Raw genomic sequence first — 17,344 nt, 5'->3', positions numbered from 1 at the left:
GGTTCCGGGACGCCAACGGTAACGGCCGGGCCGGTTCCCGGATCAGGCGGCGGCCCGGACACTCCCGTCCCGCCGCATGGTGCGCGCCGCCGTCAGACGCCGAGCTTCCTGCCGATGTGGGCGACGTGCACCTTCCTCGTCTCCGGTACGAGACGGAAGTGCAGCCTGCCGGGCTTGGGCGGAAAGTCGGTGTGCAGGTCGAAGAGCTGCTGCGTCCCGTCCAGATCCGTGAACCAGCACAGCCTGCGGCGCTGCTGGTGTTCGGGGCGCGTGGAGCCGGGCCACAGGGGGCCTTCCGGACGGGTGTCCGGGTCCCAGTCCGTGACGGCCTTGTCCAGTTCGGCGAGCCGCCTGAGGACGACGGGCAGCTGGACCGGGAGCAACGCCTGCACCTGCTGCTCCACATGGGGCAGGAAGCCCAGTCGCGGGAACAGTCCGGCCCGCTTCTCCCACAGCGTCGCACCGCTGTGTACGTCGGCGAGTCCGGTCCTGATCAGCCATGCGGCGCGCTCGCGGATCCACGTCAGATGGTCTTCGACGTGGTCCCGTGCCGAGAGGTGCCGTACCTCGACCTCGCCGCTCTCGGTGTCCGTGCCGCCGTCGTCCGCGCCGACGAGCTGCTCGCGCTCCACCCGCAGCGACGAGGTGTCCCAGCGGGCCGCGACAGGTAAGGACACGGCCAGCCCGTCGAGCAGGTGCGCGGCGCCGATCCCGTCGGCCCGGATCCCCTCGTGCCGGTACTCGACGTCGTACGGCTCCTTCTCCTGCGGGAAGGCCACCTTGAAGGGCGACTTGTTCTGCATCTGCCGCAGCCGGACCCAGGCGTCCCTGTTGCGGGGGTTCCCGGCCCACTTCCCGATCGGGTACCCCTCGGCGATCTGCAAGGACTTGAGCTCCACCGCGCTGACGAGCACGGTCGGTGTCTGGTCCTCCTTCGCCACGGCCCGGGTCGTCCGGGCGAATTCCGTCATGGCCCGGTCCGCGTGTGCCGGCTCGCAGCCGGTACCGCAGGAGATCTCGTTCAGGAACAGCAGCGGCATGTGTGGCCCCTCCGCGATGGTGCCCGGCCCCGCCCCGGTGCCGGTCGTGGTGTACGTGCTCGGGTCAGACTCCTCAGTCGAGCAGCTGGTCGAGCGTGTTCTCCAGCTCATCGAAGAAGCCGTTCGGCCACTGGTCGATCAGCCCGTCCTCGTCGATCCGGGGGGTGATCACCCGCGTGTCCCCGCCTTCGCGGCGGAAGTAGTGGACGGCGGCCTGTCCGGGGGCGAGGACGCCCTCCTTGACCGCGAGTCTCATCCCGTTGAGGACGTGGTCGCTGTGGGACTCGACCACCAGTTGCGCGCCCTGCGCCGCGGAGGCGGCGGCGAGCGCCGCCATCCGTGTCTGGCCGTGCGGGTGGAGGTGAGCCTCGGGGTTCTCCAGCAGCACCAGCGCACCGGGCGTGGCGGTCAGGCAGGCGACGACGATCGGCAGGGCGTACGTCAGGCCGAAGCCGACATTCGTGGGGCGGCGCCTGGTCGTGGAAAGGCCGTCCGGGAAGCCGTACGACAGGCGGACCGCGTCCGTGCCCTCGATGGGCTCGGCCTGCAGGTCGACCCCGGGGCAGAGATCGCCCATCCAGGCGTTGACCTGGTCGAGAAGCCGGTGTGAGGCCGCCTTCGGATGGCGCATCGGACCGTCGGGGACAGCGTCACGAGCGTGGTGCCGGAGGTAGTTGACGGTGTGTTCGCCCCGTACGCCGAGGAACCCGCGCCCGATCACCATGTGGTGGTCCCGGGGGTAGCGCTCGGACGGGGTGATCCGGTCGGCGTGGAGGTACTGGAAGCCGCCGGTGAAGTAGCCGGGAACGGTCGCCGCGTCACCGGCCGGCCGGTCGGCGCCCTCGGTGAGGGGCAGCTCGACGGAGGTCAGGGGGAGCAGATTCTGCTCGGGGGCGTATCCGACGGTCCAGGAGTAGCGGTAGGCGCCTTCGCTGACGGCGAGGGTGATCGCGGGTTCGTCCCCGGTGAAGTCCTCGTGCAGGACGTCCTGCCCGACGCCGATGGTGACGAGCTCGCCGTTGAGCAGGAAGCCGTTGTCGTGCCGCGTCCGGTGGGGTCTGCCCCCGGCGATCTCCAGGGCCAGTGTCCCCGCGTGGTCGAGGTCCCCCGCAGTGTGCGACTGGTGGAGCAGGGCCAGGGCCTGGAGGACGCTGCTCTTGCCGGAGGAGTTCAGCCCGGTGAGCAGCGTGAGGGGCGCGAGGGCTAACTCCGCGTGCTGGAACGCCTTGAAATTGGTCAGCGTCAGCCGTTCAATCACTGCTCAGTACCCCCCGGAAGAGCTTGCCCATGTCCTCGAACCGCCGCTGCACCTTCTTCGGATCGCCGGTGGCGATGGAGATGGCCCGGTCGAAGTCCCAGTCCTTCATGAGGTCGAAGAACCCCGCGCGGACCTTGTCACCGGACGCTACCAGCGCGTCACGCTCATGATCGGCCAAGTTCGCGAGATTGACGGCCACTGTCTCGAAAAGGGCCTTGTTGATGGGCGACTTGCGGGCCTGCCCCCGCCATTTCCGGAACGCGTACTCCCCGAAGATTCCGGTGGCACACTTCATGGCTTCGCGGAACTGCCGTGCCTCGTCCTGTCGTTGTTGCGGTGACAGCCGGTTGACGCGATGCATGGTGTCGACCAGGAACTGGTCGAAGTCTCGCTGTCGGTAGTCCGCCGGCACCGACAGCCGGAAGGCGAGGAAGCGCAGCACCATCTCCCGGTCGGACATCCGCTCGTTGGAGATGCTCCAGCCGGTGGCCTCGCCGAAGGCCGGCTCCTCGGCCAGGTCGGCGAGGAACACCCGGGCGTCTCCCTTGACGAGCGCGTGCCGGATCTCCTGGCGGGTCAGCGGCATGCCACCGGTGTTGATCCGGGCGAAGATGTTGAACGTGACGTCCTCGGGCGTGCCCTGCTGGATGATGTGCACGACGAGCTGGGTCTCGCGCAGCCGGATGCGCAGCCGGCCGCTCAGGTCGTTGTAGCGCTTGCCGGTGAAGTCGTGCAGGTAGTCCAGCCCGCGCAGGGTCAGCGGGTCCATGCCGACGGCCTCCGGGGCCATGAAGCGTGCGATCGAGGTGAGCCGCTGGATGCCGTCGACGACCGCCCAGTTGTCGTCCTCGTCCTGGGCCATGTGGAACGACGAGATCGGGATGCGCAGCAGGAGCGACTCGATGAGCCTGCTCTGCTGGACGTCGCTCCAGATGCCGGCCCGGCGCTGGAAGTCCGGCGCCAGGTCGATCATCTCCTCCCGGAGCCGGGACAGCAGCAGATCGACCGTGCTGGCCTGGGTCTCGATCTTGATGCTCTCCGGCTCGAACGGGAACACCCCGGTCTGCGAGTCGGTCTCGTCGGCCGGCTGTTCCAGCTCGATGCCGGTCGGTAAGCCGTCGGAGCCGATTTCGAGGGGGTTGTGCACGCCCGGGATCGGATCCGTCTCCCAGTCGGCGACGTACCGCTGGTAGCCGACGGTGCGTTCCCGTCCCGTCGGCCGCCGGAAGCCGCTGTCCTCCAGCTCGTCCATACCGTTACCCCGCCGTCCCTCGCCGTCCCGCTGTGCGTCGCCGCCCGGACCAGCCTATAGAGGCGGTGGCTCACCGACGCTGCGGACGCCACGGCAGGTCGAACTCCGCCCGTACGGTCTTCCCCACTGGCACTCTGTCGTGCACCGACCAGCGGTCGGCCAGTGCCTCCACAAGGAGCAGCCCACGGCCCGAGTCCTCGGCCGCCCCTGGGTCGCCGAGCTCTCCCGGTGCGGGCGGCTTCCGCTCGCCGCGCATGTCTGACACCTCGATCCGCAGGACGGCCCCGGGGGCGCGGGTCAGCACCAGCTCGAAGTCCCGCCCCGGAACGCGGCCGTGCGTCACGGCGTTGGCCGCCAGCTCGGCGACTACCAGGGCAGCCGTATCGGACAGCTCGCCGCCGAGCGGAATGCCCCACCGGTCGAGATGGAGCACGGCCAGACGCCGGGCGAGCCTGGCGCCGCGTGGGGTGGAGCTGAAGCGTTGGGTGAACGTGTGGGCGGCACGCAGTGGCAGGCCGCTGGGAGCCGTGGGGGTGGCGGGGGTGGTCATGAGGACCACGGTGCCGCGGACCGGCACGGGTCTCCAGATCAGCGGGTCGTACGGTGAGCGGGCGTACGGATGCGTGGCGGGTGCAGAGCGCGAACGCTCCGACGCGTCAGCAACTCCTGTCATAGGGTTATTGAGCCCACCGTTGCACCGCGCGGCAAGTCCCCGGCTCCGGGCGGACCGCATCTCCACTCCGGGCGGTGTCGGATCCGCTCTCCGCCTCGGGCCACGGACCACCGCCGACTCCGCTGCCGGGGCACGCGCGGTAGTTGCTTCACCGGCCCTGCTTCTCCCAGTTCACCGAGCCACGTCTGACGGCGTAGCAGGACAGACGGGTGCCGTGGAGGTCGAGGGCGTCGTCGGGGTCGGTCTCGTAGTGGTCGGCGATCTCCGCCCACCGGTCCCCTGCGTCGAGGCGGGCGTGGCGGCGGTCGTAGCCGGGTGCCTCGGGTTCACGGAACTCCATGATTCCGGAGCGTTGTCGGAGCCACGCCTGCCATGCGGGGTTGACGCCGGGCCCGGCCGAACCTCGGCCGCCCCTGCCGATCCCACCCGGTCTGCGAGGTGGGCGTGGCTCAATTCGCCATGCGCAGTTGATCTCAACTCGGCGGGGTTCGATGATGTCGGTTGCCGCCTGAGAGCTGGGCGCAAGGAATGGTACGCAGCTCCGGCCGCTCACCGGCCCTTTCGGCATGAGGCGTCGTTTGCAGCTGGCGCTGCAGGTCGTTCAGGCGATCGCGCAGATCCGGGTCGTGAGCGACAGGAAGGGCGCTGGAGACTGCCATGGATGGGTCCGGTCTCGAAGCCGAGGGTGTACAGCCCAGGCCCCCACCTCCTCCGCTCCGGAGGCAGGTCGTAGGCCTGCTTCACTCCGTGCGCGGCGACGCTGTTCCGAGGGCCGCTCGTCATCTCTTGTAGGTCGGGGACTCGTTGGCGTTGAGCTGCTCGATCAGGGAGAAGACGGCGATGGCGAGCGGCTTCATATCCGCCGTCCGCATTCTGTCATTCATACGGCGAAGTTCGGAGACGACCGCTTCCTGGTCGTTCTGCGGGCCGACGAGGTTCTGCTCGCTGCCGAGGGCGCCGAGGGACTTGTGCACCCCTTCCGCGCTGTCCGGGTCGACCATTCCCCGCTCCGGCACAGTCAGGTGGTCCCAGTGCTTCAGCAGGTCGTGGCCGGCCGCGATGCCGTTCAGCCAGGCTGAGCGGGTCAGGGTGATGGTGGTCGGGTTGCGATCGCCGGCGAGACCACGACTGACCGGGGTGGCGAATACCGGTGCGTTCCCTGTGTCGACCATGCCTGCGGCGTCCAGGACGAGGTTGGTGAACTCGGCCGCGTTCGCCTGGAAACGGTCTCTGAGGTCGGTCGGCAGCAGGCTGAAGGCGTGGGCGAAGTCCGTGCGGGCCATCAGTGCGCCGGCGATCGTCTTGGCGTTGTCCCCCTGCATGTTCATTCCCTGGCGCAGATAGGCGGCAAGGTGCATGACGAGGCCGGTGAGCGCACTGACGTCGGTCTTCCGCGGCTCGAGGCCGAGCAGCGCCTGGATCGCCCTCTTCGCGCCGGTCCGGGCGGCCGGGAGCTCGCCGAGGCCGGGCGGGAAGCCGCCCGTCGTGAGGTCGGCCGCTGCCTGACTGCGGCCCTGGACCAGATCCTCTCGGATGAAGGGCATGCGTTCCTTCATGTTCATGGGCACGCGCCGCTCCAGGTACTTGATCAGCGTGCTCAGTTGCGCGAGGGTCGCGCCGAACGTCGCCTGCGGTGCGGGGCTCAGCGGTTTCCCGTCCGGGTAGATCCGCAGGTCCGGCTGGGGAACACCCCGGCCCGCGGTGATGTGCTCGGAGGGAATGTACGTGTCGTCCACCCGGCTGTCGAGATAGGCCGCCATCGCGGTCACGTCGTCCATGACCGAGTCGACCTCCGCGAGGGTTTTGAGAGGGTCGGTCACCCACTCCAGGTTGGAGCCGCCGGTCGGGCTGGCGTCGGCCGTCAGGTCGAACTGCGTACCCTTGACGACGAGTCCGTCCTCGCGGCCCTTGCCGAGGTTCTCGCCCTCCACCGGCTTCTCCGACACCTTGTTCCTGGTCATCAGGGTGCTCGTCAACGCATCGCGCTCCGCCGCGGTCACCTCGAGCGCGTCGTAACGCGCCTGCCCGGCCGGCGTCAGAAGGCCGCCGGGAGCCAGCCATTGAGCCCTCAGCGCCGCTCCCTCGTCCCCTCTCACCTGCTCTCGTTCCGCCTCCGAGAGACGCGCGTGGTACATCGAGAGGGGATACAGGAAGGATTCCAGGATTCCGGCGTCGATCAGCGCCTCCCGGTCTCGCAGGCGCTGTTGGAGGACGTCCGCGGAATCGCCCGTGACGCTTCGTACGTTCCAGGACACCTCGAACTCGAAGCCGACGGCGCGTTGCACGGCCGTGGCGCCGGCCGGGCCGGCGTGTCCGGGCGCGGGCGTGTGGTTGTGCTCCGGCTCCGGTTGCCCGGTGTCCTTCGGAACAGGCCCTGCCATGACCCGTGTCGCGTTCGCCTCCGCCGCCCGCTCGAAGCGGTCGGAGGGGTCGCTCACCCGGAGTCCCTCGCCGTTGTCCCTGCCCACGACCGGGCCCTGCCGTTGCTGGACGACATGCGTCAACTCGTGGGCCAGCGTATGTCTGTCGGCGCCTCCCGCACCGAGGACGATGCTCTCTCCCGAGGTGTAGGCACGGGCTCCGAGCTCTGCCGCCGAGCGTCGGGCCGTAACGTCGCTGTGCACTTTCACCTGGGAGAAGTCCGCGCCGAGCCGGGCTTCCATCTCGGTACGCGTGGTGTCGTCGAGGGGACGGCCCGGGGAGCGCAGGACATCGCGAACGGTGGAGCGCTGCAGGGATGGGGCGGCCTGCTGGTCACCGCAGCCGGTACCGTGCCGGTGCCCGTCCTGGGCCGGGGGACGTCCGGCCCGGCGGAGCATCTGGACGACCGCCGCGTTGCCGATGCCTCCCTGGAGGGCTAAGAGCGCGGGGAGCGGTGGAGCGGCGCGGCCCGTCGGCCTGTGGGCCGATGACCGACTGCTCTCCGCCTCGGTGCTCCTTGCGCTGCCGTTCGCGTGCATGATCTTCCTCCCGTGCCATATCCCCGAGACCATGCCCACGCGTCCAGGCCTCGCGTCTCGTCGAACAGTGAGAACGGGGTGGCCTTTCCCCGCAGGTCCACCAGCCCCGTGAGATCGGCGACTCTCCGAATCCCAGGGCCGTTACCCGCCCCTCCTCATGCCTTCAGTAGGCGATTGAGTCCTCCGAGCACGTTGCAGGGCCGACAACGTGATGCCGCCGAGTTGCCCCTCGACCTTCACTTCGACGTCCACGACTCACCCCCTTTCCTGAGATTACCCAGTCGGCAGGCCACGGCACAGGCGTATGCCAAGCCGTTCATCTGCCTGCCCATGGTCACGAGATCAACGATTCGCGGCACGGGCAGTCACGACACCGACCCGCCGCCGAAGCGCCTTCCGGGGTGTCATGCATGCGATCACCCCATGAGAGTCGGGCATACGCCGGTGCGCCAGATCCGCGACTCGTACGCTGGGTGAGCGTACGAGTGCGGAGAGTGGACATCGCTTGTGACGATGCGTGAGCATGGGTGGGGTGGCGGGAAAGTACGTGGAGGTGGGCCGGTTGGGCGAAGTGACGGTTGCTACGGGTGGCACCTGTGGGGGTGCGGCGGGCAACGGCGCGGTGGAGCCGGAGGGTTCGGACAGCCTGAAGGCGTTCGGGGAGGTTCTGAAAGCTTTCCGCGTACGGGCCGGCCTGACGCAGGAGCAGTTCGCGGCGCGGGTGCGGTATTCGGTGCCGACCGTGGGGTCGATCGAGCAGGGGCGGCGGTTTCCGTCAGCGGAGTTCGTCGAGCGGGCGGAGGAGGTCCTGGACGCGTTCGGGGCGCTGCGGGGTGCGGCGCGGCATCTGTCGCGGCGGCCGGGGCTGGCGAGTTGGTTCCGGCAGTGGGCGCGGCTGGAGCAGGAGGCGGTGAGCCTCTACACGTACGAGTGCCGGCTGATCCCAGGGCTGTTGCAGACCGAGGCCTACGCGCGACGGCTGTTCGTGAACCAGTTGCCGCCGTTGGGCGACGAGCAGATCGAGGCGCAGCTGGCGGCCCGGCTGGAGCGGCAGCGGTTACTGCGGGAGCGGCCGAACACGGCGTACAGCTTCATTCTGGAGGAGGGCATTTTCCTGCGACGTACGGGCGGGGCGGACGTGACGCGGGAACTCATCGATCACGTTCTGCTGCTTGCAGAGTTGAGGAACATCGAGATCCAGGTGATGCCGCTCGTGCGGGACAATCATGCGGGGCTGGACGGTCCTATGCAGTTGGTCGAGACGGGCGACCACCGTTGGCTGGGCTACGTCGAAGGTCAGAAGAGTGGCCAGTTCATCTCGGATCCCAAAGTGGTCAGTGAGCTCCATATGCGGTATGCCAGGATGCGGTCACAGGCTCTCACCCCAGAGGACTCTCTGAGCCTGTTGTGGCGTACACGAGGAGAGACATGAGCACTACAGAACTGGCCTGGTACAAGAGCAGCTACAGCGGTGGCGACGGAGACTCATGTGTCGAGGTGGCAACCGCCCCCGACGCCGTCCACGTCCAGGACTCAAAGGTCGAAAACGGCCCTCAGCTCGCCCTCGCACCCACAGCGTGGGCGAGCTTCGTCTCGTACGCGTCTCAGGCCTGATCGAGCGCCCCCTGCCGGTTCGAGTCCGGCTCCGGGGCGCTCTCTCAGGCGTCCTTCATCCGCTGGGTGAAGTAGGCGTGCGCGGCCCGCATCTCGGCCTCTCGGTCGGCCTTGTAGAAGGGTGCGGTATAGCCCTCGGGCGGCTCGGTCCGCTCTCCCTTGTTGAAGGCCAGTAGATCCTCGTAGTGCTTTTTAGTCTGCCCGAAGCCGTAGGTGTAGCGATTTCCTGCGATCTTGCGCTCGTTCGCATCAAACCAAGTGACGTCGTCGAAGTCCTGCATGATCGGAAAGCGGGACTTGTACATGGCCACCAAGGCATCCGCGCTCACCCCAAGCCACACTGCAACAAGGGCATCAATTTCGACGAGTGCGGCACGCCTCGCTCGCTCCGTGCGCAAGGGAGTATCGCGCTCCCATTCGGAACTTACCTGGTGAAGCGGCTGCAGGTCAGACCAGTCGAGAGCCCACGGCTCATAGGCCCTCCAGGTTGAGTCATACAGTTTTTCCCACAGGTTGGCATAGGCCGATGTCAGGCAGTTGAGCCGCAAAGTGCGAAGCAACAGCGCGGACGCCAGTGGGTGTCCGATCGATGGCACGGGCATCCTGCGGGCGGGAGCTTTCTGCAGATGACCGACGCCCGTCGTTCGAAGGAGGTAATCCACTGGCAGACCGGCCCAGAATCCAGCGATCAGCACCGTCAGACTCTCACTCCCTGCGTGAGCACTTTGAAGAAGGAGTACGTGTGCTACATCTTCCGGGATCAACGCGACGTAGAGGCTTCGCTCTGTGTCAGGCGCGATCATCTCCCGCCAGGCCACCCGAAAGAAGTCCGTGTACGGCCGACGTGCCCACCCGGTCAGCCACAGGTCAACCTCCGAATCCGTAACTTCTTCCTCTGTCACCGCTCGAAACTCGGCGACTTCGGCCCGCGCCAAGCGCGCTGCGGTTTCGGAGGCACGCAGATCCGCCAGCCAACGGTGGTCTATCCAACGGTCGCGTTCGCCCTTGTAGACATTCTCCTCAGCCACATAGACGTACTCGGACTCCGGCACAGCGTCGTCGGCTAGGGTCTGCGGGTTCAACCCCAGCACTTCGCCGCCACCCTGGCTCGGCTGTTTAAACATCGGGTTCGCCAGCCCAATCTGCGGTCCCTTGAGGATCACCTCGGACCAGTCGGCCGGCAGATGCCGCTCGCCGTTCTCGCCCGGGAGGTTGTAGTCGATGAGCCCGGCGGCCTTCGACCCACTCTCGTCGTACCCACGTGTGATCTGCGGGTCAGGACCCAGCCGCACCGGGTAGTCGGCCAGCGCCTGGATGGCCTGCGCCTCTGCCGTGCTGACTGGTGACAGCAACCGGGCCTGCCGTACCGGCTGATTCTGGTCGCCGGTCAGCCTCTGCCACTCGGCCAAGGTCTCCTCGGTGACCCGCACAATGCGCTTGAGGTGCGGTCGCTCGTCCCAACTGCTACCGAAACGCACCCCCGGATCCGGCGCGGTGCCGTCGTCGTCGGCCGACCGGCGCAGGGCGTCCACGGAGAACAACCACGAAAGGTGATCGAAACCGATCTCTCCCGCTCGTCCATAGACGTGTACACCGAAGTGGCTGGACCGTCCAACCGGGGGCGGAAAGAAGCGGTTACCAGCGTTCACGAAGTCGCCGTGGATCATGAGGCGTTCATAAGCCGCTTCTCGAAGCTTCGCTTCCCTGTCCCCGCTGAAGTGCGAGTCCGGATGGACAAGGCCCACCGTGCCGTCGTGCCCCGTGTGCGTCCAAGCCGTACACATGAAGGCCCGGTACAGGTCTGGCTGAGTCCCCTTGAGAAGCGGATACATCTGCTCCGAACCGAGCATGGCGACTGTTCCGCCATGCGAGGAGAGCTCGCTGAGCAACGTGCGGCGTACCGTGTCGGAGGCCAGCAGCTCATCCGCTCTCCGATTGCGTTCCGCCCGCGCCGGCTTCTCCGTGAGCATGAACCACGGCTCGTGCTCGGCGAGGATCGGGTTCTCCTCCCACCGGGGCCGCACCCAAGGCGGGTTCCCCACCTGGAGGTCGAACCCCCCGCCCTTCCCCCGGAACACATGCGCGAAGTGCAGCTCCCAGTGGAAGAAGCCGTGCCCGTCCTCCGCCTGTATGTCCTTCTCCGTCGAGCCGGCGATGGTCTCCACCACGCCCAGCCACGGGAAGCGTCCCGACAGGTGCTGGGCCTCGTCCATGCCCAGGACCGCGACCAGGTCCTTCTCGTACGTCGTCAGGACGTCCAGGTCCTCGATGGCGTCCAGGAACGAGCCCTCCGGGACCTCGTGGGTGCCGAGGAGGCAGTCCAGGAAGTCCAGCCAGTCGGCCAGGGACTTGAGCGGAATGGTGTCGCGCCAGCGGTTCGTCGGGATGCGGGACTGGCGGCTGCCGCCGCGCCGCTGCCCGGACGGGCGCGGCTGCTGCTTCCGCTCCTCCTCGACGGGCTCCCCGAACAGGGACACCTTCTCCCAGCCCTGGTCCCCCGGCGCCGGGCCGTCCGTCGGCTCCGGCGCGACCGCCTCCGCCGTCCGGGACGCAGGGGTCCCGCCCAGCAGCGCGGCCAGGTCGGCCTCGCTGACGACGCCGCCCCCGACCTCGTACGCGCGTGCCGTGCCGTCGAGCTCGGCGACCTTGTCCAACGGCCAGAACCACAGCGCGCACCAAGCGTCCATGACCTTCTTCAGCCGCCAGTACGGGGTACCGGTCGCGGTCAGGTCGTCGAGGACGCGCTGGCGGTCGACGGCCTGGTCCGGCTGGTCGAGCCAGTCGGCGCCCCAGACGTCGATGCGGCGGGCGATCTTGTCCTCGGAGAGTTCCAGGCGCTTGGCGACCATGCGCCACAGGAACTCCGTCGTGCGGGCCAACCGCTGGAGGCGTCCGGCCTCCGAGTCGCGGTTGCGCTTCTGCCACGTGGCGTACCGCTTGCCGCGTGCCTCGGCCGGCTCGTCCTCCCGCTCGGCGAACGGTGTGCCCTTCGGGGACTTCTGGATGCCCTTGCGCCAGGCCGCGAGCGCCGATGCCTGGTCCGGAGCCAGCTTCTTCGCCTCCGGTTCGGCGGCGACCGCGCCCCAGCCGACGGCCGGGAGCAGGAAGTGGTGCACGGCGCCCTCGGGCAGGTCGCCGTCGCGGAAGGGGAGTTCGTCCGGGGAGAGGGCGTCCTTCTTGGCGAGCCAGCCGCCCTTGTGGAGGTCCTTGGCCTGGTACACCTTGCGGCCGGCGCCGATCAGGGAGTTACCTCGGCGCAGGTGCAGGCCGAACCAGGGGGCCCGCATGCCCGGGTGCATGGTGTTGAGCCAGAGGGAGACCTCGGCCAGTTCCACGGCGGTGGCGTTGAGGTCGACGCCGTACGCGTTGTGCAGGGCGACGTAGGCCTTGGTCTTCTGGAGCTCGATCTGGCGGCGCTCGGTGTCGATGCGGCGGCCCAGTTCGCCCTCGCGGCGGCGCAGGTACTCGGCGGCGACCTGGTCGATGGCCTCGTTGAGGAACGCGCCGGAGCCGAGGGCCGGTTCGCAGATCTTCCACTCCAGGAGCTCGCGCGCCTTCGTGGTCGTGCCGTCCTGGTCGAGGCGGTGCTTGAGGGCCAGCTCGACCGTGACCTCGGTGAGGGACTTCGGGGTGTAGTACGAGGCGGAGGTCTGCCGGTCGCGGCCCGCGAGGCGGTAGACGAAGGAGCCCTTGCGGTGGACGACCCGTTCGAGGTGGCCGGTGGTCTCGTCGCGGACGCGCCGGACGAAGACGTCGTCCTCGTACTCGTGGACCTTCGACTCCGGGATCATCCAGCTGCCGCCGGACGCGTCACCGCCCTTGGCGACCTCGTACAGGTCCTCCACGGCGATGAAGCCCGTGTAGGACATCAGGCCCTCGTAGACCGCGCCGAGCTGGTTGATGCCGAGCTGGGCGTACGAGATGAAGCCGCCGCGCTCCTTCCCCTTGCCCTTGGTGAGCATCAGGCGGCGCAGCACCTTGTGCAGGGTCTCGTTGCGCAGCCGGGTGTCGAGGTGGCGGCCGCGCTTGGAGTCCGGGGCGGCGGGGTCGTACGCGGGGTTCTCCACCTGGCCGTCGGCGATGAGGCGTACGGCGTTCTCGGCGAACAGGTCCGAGCGCAGGGGTTCGAAGCGCAGGCCCTCGTCGGCGCTGCGGCCGGCGGTGCGGCGGAGACGGGCGGCGTCGCCGAGGCGTTCGGTGTACTCGGTCCGGGTGATCGCGGAGGCGGCGAGGAGGTCGTCGGCCTCGCGTTCGATGGCGGTGGCCTCCTGGAGCGCGCCCTCGGCCTCGATGTCCTCGGGCTCGGTGCCGTAGGGGCGGTGGCCCTTCTCGACCATGCGGAACAACAGGTCGAGGGACTCGTAGAGGTGGTAGCCGTTGCGGGAGCGTTCGCCGATGAGGTCGCGGGTGACGAGGTCGCCGAGGCGCTGGAGGCCGTAGCCTCGGTCGTACTCGGGATAGTCGGCGGGCAGGATGCCGAGGGCGGGCTGGGCCTCCGCGTACAGGAGGAAGAGGATGCGGTAGAGGTAGCGCAGCGACTCCCGGCTGAGCTCCTTGGCGAGGCGCGCCGGGTCGTCGAGCTGCGCGGCGGTGACGCCGTTCTTCGGGTCCTTGAGGCGTTCCAGGACCTCGTTGGCGATCCACTCGACCGACAGGCGCAGGCCTTCGCGGAGTTCGGTGGAGACGCCGACGGCGTGCTTGCCGGACTTGTCGACGAAGTCGGCGAGCGGGGCGGTACCGCCCTCGGCGGGGACACGCAGCGAGTCGGCGCCGAACAGTGCGGCCAGTGTGTCGAGTTCGCCGCCGTTGCGGTCGTCGCGGCGGCCCAGGGCTTCGTCGAGGACGGCGGCGAGGTAGCGGCCCTCGTACCAGGTGAGCCGGTCGGCGAGGACGATCACGCCGCCGACCAGGAGCAGGACGTGGCGCGGGGGGTTCTCGCACTCGAAGAGGAAGTCGGCCAGCGCCTTGCCGTCGGTGAGGGACCCGGAGGCCTCCAGGGCGACGGGGTGCAGCAGCCGGCCGGGGCCCTCCGGGTCGAGGGCGGCGTCGGGGTGGGCGGTCCAGCCGCAGGAGACGGCGATGATGCCGGGCTCCTGGTGCGCGACCGTGAGGGTGTACTCGCGCTCGGAGCGGTGCACCGTGTGCGTCTGCTCGTGGGCCTCGGTGAAGCCGAGTGCGCGCAGGGTCTCCAGATGCAGGCCGGTGACACGCTTGGGCCAGTCGGCGGGGACGACCGCGTCGGGCCGGCCGAGGGCCTCCTCGTCCTTTTCGAAGTCCGCGCGGGAGGCGAAGTACGGTCCGTGCAGGGCGCGCAGGCCCTCCCGGGGCGTACGGGTGCGCGGCGGGACGGTGGCGGGGTCCTCGCCCAGGCGCCTGGCGTCGGCGACGGCCGCCGCGTGTGTACGGCGGGCCTCGTCCTCGGCGGCGGCCCAGCGGGCGAGGAGCCCGTCCTTGGCCTTCAGGTCCTTGGGCAGCACCTCGGCCAGGTAGTGGGCCGAGAGGAAGTCGCCCTGGTTGACCAGGGAGTCGTACGTCACGTGAGGTCTCCGCTGTCCGCCGGTTCGGGGCTGTCGTTCGGTGCGGGCCGGTCCAGGACGGCCAGGACCCGCAGCAGGGGGCGGCCGGTCGTCTGCAACTGGTCGAGGAGGTGGGCCTGGTCGTCGGCTGTCTTCTCGACCTGGCGCTGCTTGCGGCTGGTGAGTCCCGGCAGGAGCGAGTCCTTCTCCCATCGGGCGAGCTGCTTGCGGTAGTCGGCGAGCGGTTGGCTGATCAGGTCGGCCCAGGCGTCCTTCGTGCGTTCCAGGTGGGCGCGGGCCGCTGCGACTGCGTCCGGGACGAGGGACTGGAGGCGGTCGCGGTCACGGGGCCCGCCCGTGACGGCGAGCCGAGGCCCGACCCCCGCGGCGCGCAGCGCGTCCGACATGGAGGTGACGACCGGGGTGCTGGGCAGCCCGGTGACGGCCATCCACTTCACGACCGTGGGACGGCCGAGTGCGTTGGAGTAGATGCCCTGGACGAGGAAGGTGGGGTGCCTGGTGTCCGGCGAGGTGATGACGGGGGCCTCCTGGCGGCCGAACTCCACCAGCACCTTGTCCGTCAGCCACTCCACGACGGGGTGGATGTCGGTGAGGAAGGAGACGTTGGGCCAGAGCGTGTCCGAGCTCTCCCGGGCGTCGGTGAGCTTGCGGTCGGCCAGCTCCCGGTCGAAGGTCAGGAGCATCCGCTCGGCGACGCCCTGCTCCTTGAGGTAGGAGGGCGGCAGGGCCTTCAGGCGGCGCAGCAGGTCCGGGGCCTTCGCCGGGGACAGCGACAGATACGGCCGGTCGTCGGCGTCCTTGCTGCGGGTGAGGCCGATCCGCTCGTCGGCCTGCTCGTCGAAGACCTCGGCGAGCGCGGTGTCGACGAAGGCCGCGGTGTCCTCGAAGAGGCTGGGAAGCTCGGCGCGTGCCGGAAGCTCCTGATCGGTGATCGTGTCGACCTGGCCGAAGAGCCCGGCGAGCATGCCGTCGTCCTCCGCGGACGGGGCGGCGTCGAAGAAGTCCTCGACGCTGCCGCCCTCCACGAGCTCGCGGATGAGGCGGCGTTCCTCCTCCTCGGCCCGGTAGTAGCCGGTCTCCGCTTCCGCCGTGCCGTTGAGCTTGTGGGCCTCTTCCTCGCGGCGCAGGAGCTTCTCGGCGACCGTACGGTCGTCCTTCGCGCCGGGCACGGCGGAGGTGAGGATCAGGGCGCGGAACTCCGGCTGGACGCGCTGCCCGTACCGGTCGATGCGGCCGTTGCGCTGTTCGATCCGGATCAGGGACCAGGGGATGTCGTAGTGGATCAGGTCGCTGCACTGGCGGTGCAGGTTGACACCCTCGGAGGCTACGTCCCCGGTGAACAGCAGCCGCACCGGGTGGTCGGCGAGGGAGAACGCCTCGCGGATCGCCTGCTGTTCCAGCTCGACGAGTCCGCCGTGCATGAGGAGGACGGGCTTGCGGAAGCGCTTGGCCGGATCGCTCTTCGTACCGGCGGATGTCTCCGCCGGGGTGCTGTCCGCAGGGAAGCCCAGGCGGGCGGGCACGACGCGGGCGAGCCACTTGAGGGTCTCGACGCGCTCGGAGAAGACCACCGCGCGCTTCTTGCTGCCGGGGCGGACGCCGATCTGTCGCAACTGCTCGACGAGCGCGTCGAGTTTGGCCGAGTCGCCGGGTGCGCTGCCGTCGCCGATGGAGTCGGTGAGCGCGGCCAGGCGGGCCAGGGCCTCCTGCTCGAGATCGAGGGCGGGGTCGTGGCGCTTTCCGTCCTTCGCGTCCTTGGCCGCCTTCGCGGTGAGGTTGTCGCTGCGGTTGGTGACCATCCGGCCGAGTGCGACGTGGGAGGAGAGGAAGGTCTTGAGGACGTTGTGGGCGAAGAGCGGGTCGGTGCTCACGGACGCGCGGTCCTGGTCGGCTGTGCCGAATTCGACCGTGGTGGGCGGGGCCGGCAGCCAGTGCTCGGTCAGTTCGGCGAAGATCCGCTCCTCGGCCTCGGTGGCGGCGCAGTGCACGGAGTGGGTGGGCCCCCGGTCGGCCCACTCGTCGCCCATCTGGTCACGGACCTCGGGGCTGATCTTCGTACGGCGGATGTAGAGGTGACCGAGGTCCTTCTCCGGGTCGTAGTCGTTCGCGTCGACGATCGCCGCCGGGTCGAGGAGGGAGACCAGGTCGGCGAAGGACTGCTTGTCGCCGTTGTGCGGGGTGGCGCTGGCGAGCAGCAGTGCGTCGGTGCGCGGGCCGAGAATCTCGGCGAGGGCCCGGCGCTGGCTGCCCGGGTTGATCAGGTTGTGCGACTCGTCGATGACCACCGCGTCCCACTGGATGCGCTCCAGGTGGTGGCGGAACTGGCCGATGTTCTTGAGGGTGTCGACGGAGATGATGACGCGCTTGTAGTGCGTGAACGGGTTCCGGCCGGCCGGGATCTCGCGCTGGATCCGCTGGATGCCGAGGGAGTCCAGGCGTACGAGGGGGATGGAGAACCGGGTCCACAGCTCGTGTTGGAACTGCTCCAGCACGCTCTGCGGAGTGACGACGAGGATGCGCTCGCCTCGTCCGCGGCGGATGAGCTCGGCAAGAGTGAGACCGATTTCGAGCGTCTTGCCCAGACCCACGACGTCGGCGATCAGGATGCGGGGGCGCAGGTTCCGCATGGAGAGGGCCAGCTCGGCGGGGCGCTGCTGGTAGCTGAGCGGGTCCAGCAGGAAACGGTCGGCGAGGGCCAGACCCCGTTCGGACTGCGGGAGCGGGGTCTTGCGCAGGACCGCCTCGAGGAAGAGACGGCTGCTGCGGAAGTAGGAAGATGTGTCGGGGACGAGCTTCGTCCTCTCGGGGTCGACGAGCTCGACGTCGTCGATCTCGGTGAAGAAGACCGCTTCCTCGTCCCGTACGAACTCCGAGACCCCGACGGCTTCGATCCTGTCGCCGTCCCTGTCGGTACTCCGGGCGCTTCTGACCAGCCATTCCTCGTCGCGGACATGGATCTGCGCGCCTGCCGGGTACCGGGTCTCCCCCTGGTCTGTCACCCGTGATTCCT

The 17,344-nt window shown here is 69.0% G+C and carries 10 protein-coding genes; 2 read left to right on the top strand and 8 right to left on the bottom strand.

Annotated elements, in window-relative coordinates; all coding sequences use genetic code 11:
• Positions 1-92 precede the first annotated feature (92 nt).
• The 6 genes from ACFYQ5_RS12550 to ACFYQ5_RS12525 form a co-directional block, all read right to left on the bottom strand.
• A complete protein-coding gene (locus tag ACFYQ5_RS12550; RefSeq protein ID WP_389196803.1) occupies positions 93-1,040 on the bottom strand; it encodes a hypothetical protein in 948 nt (315 codons plus the stop codon).
• 73 nt (positions 1,041-1,113) lie between these two features.
• Positions 1,114-2,298: a DUF3696 domain-containing protein gene (locus ACFYQ5_RS12545; RefSeq protein ID WP_389196801.1), complete on the bottom strand. Its 1,185-nt coding sequence runs from the start codon at positions 2,296-2,298 to the stop codon at positions 1,114-1,116.
• Entirely contained in the window at positions 2,291-3,550 is a 1,260-nt protein-coding gene (locus tag ACFYQ5_RS12540; RefSeq protein WP_389196799.1) for a DUF262 domain-containing protein, read from the bottom strand. The genes ACFYQ5_RS12545 and ACFYQ5_RS12540 overlap by 8 nt, the downstream gene beginning before the upstream one ends.
• Before the next feature lie 70 nt (positions 3,551-3,620).
• Complete coding sequence (locus ACFYQ5_RS12535) at positions 3,621-4,100, bottom strand: ATP-binding protein (protein ID WP_389196797.1); 480 nt, start codon at positions 4,098-4,100, stop codon at positions 3,621-3,623.
• Between the two features lie 271 nt (positions 4,101-4,371).
• Positions 4,372-4,563, bottom strand: coding sequence for a hypothetical protein (locus tag ACFYQ5_RS12530; RefSeq protein WP_389196795.1), 192 nt, complete (start codon positions 4,561-4,563; stop codon positions 4,372-4,374).
• A gap of 439 nt (positions 4,564-5,002) precedes the next feature.
• Positions 5,003-7,183 carry a DUF4157 domain-containing protein gene (locus ACFYQ5_RS12525; protein ID WP_389196794.1) on the bottom strand — a complete coding sequence of 727 codons (2,181 nt, stop codon included), beginning with the start codon at positions 7,181-7,183 and terminating at the stop codon, positions 5,003-5,005.
• A gap of 523 nt (positions 7,184-7,706) precedes the next feature.
• Between ACFYQ5_RS12525 and ACFYQ5_RS12520 the strand changes: the two genes are divergently transcribed.
• Together ACFYQ5_RS12520 and ACFYQ5_RS12515 are read left to right on the top strand one after the other, a co-directional pair.
• Complete coding sequence (locus tag ACFYQ5_RS12520; protein ID WP_389196792.1) at positions 7,707-8,615, top strand: helix-turn-helix domain-containing protein; 909 nt, start codon at positions 7,707-7,709, stop codon at positions 8,613-8,615.
• Complete coding sequence (locus tag ACFYQ5_RS12515; RefSeq protein WP_389196790.1) at positions 8,612-8,797, top strand: DUF397 domain-containing protein; 186 nt, start codon at positions 8,612-8,614, stop codon at positions 8,795-8,797. Before ACFYQ5_RS12520 ends, ACFYQ5_RS12515 begins: the two co-directional genes overlap by 4 nt.
• 44 nt (positions 8,798-8,841) lie before the next feature.
• Here ACFYQ5_RS12515 and ACFYQ5_RS12510 read toward each other — a convergent pair whose 3' ends face one another.
• Positions 8,842-14,334, bottom strand: a complete 5,493-nt coding sequence (locus ACFYQ5_RS12510) for a hypothetical protein (protein ID WP_389196789.1) — start codon at positions 14,332-14,334, stop codon at positions 8,842-8,844.
• Positions 14,331-17,333 carry an SNF2-related protein gene (locus tag ACFYQ5_RS12505; RefSeq protein ID WP_389196787.1) on the bottom strand — a complete coding sequence of 1,001 codons (3,003 nt, stop codon included), beginning with the start codon at positions 17,331-17,333 and terminating at the stop codon, positions 14,331-14,333. The genes ACFYQ5_RS12510 and ACFYQ5_RS12505 overlap by 4 nt, the downstream gene beginning before the upstream one ends.
• Between the last annotated feature and the right edge of the window lie 11 nt (positions 17,334-17,344).

This window comes from Streptomyces sp. NPDC005794 (assembly GCF_042871445.1).
In the GTDB taxonomy this organism is placed as follows: Bacteria; Actinomycetota; Actinomycetes; order Streptomycetales; family Streptomycetaceae; genus Streptomyces.
Note: the sequence above shows the minus strand (reverse complement) of the source record. Positions and strands in the feature narration are given on the sequence as shown.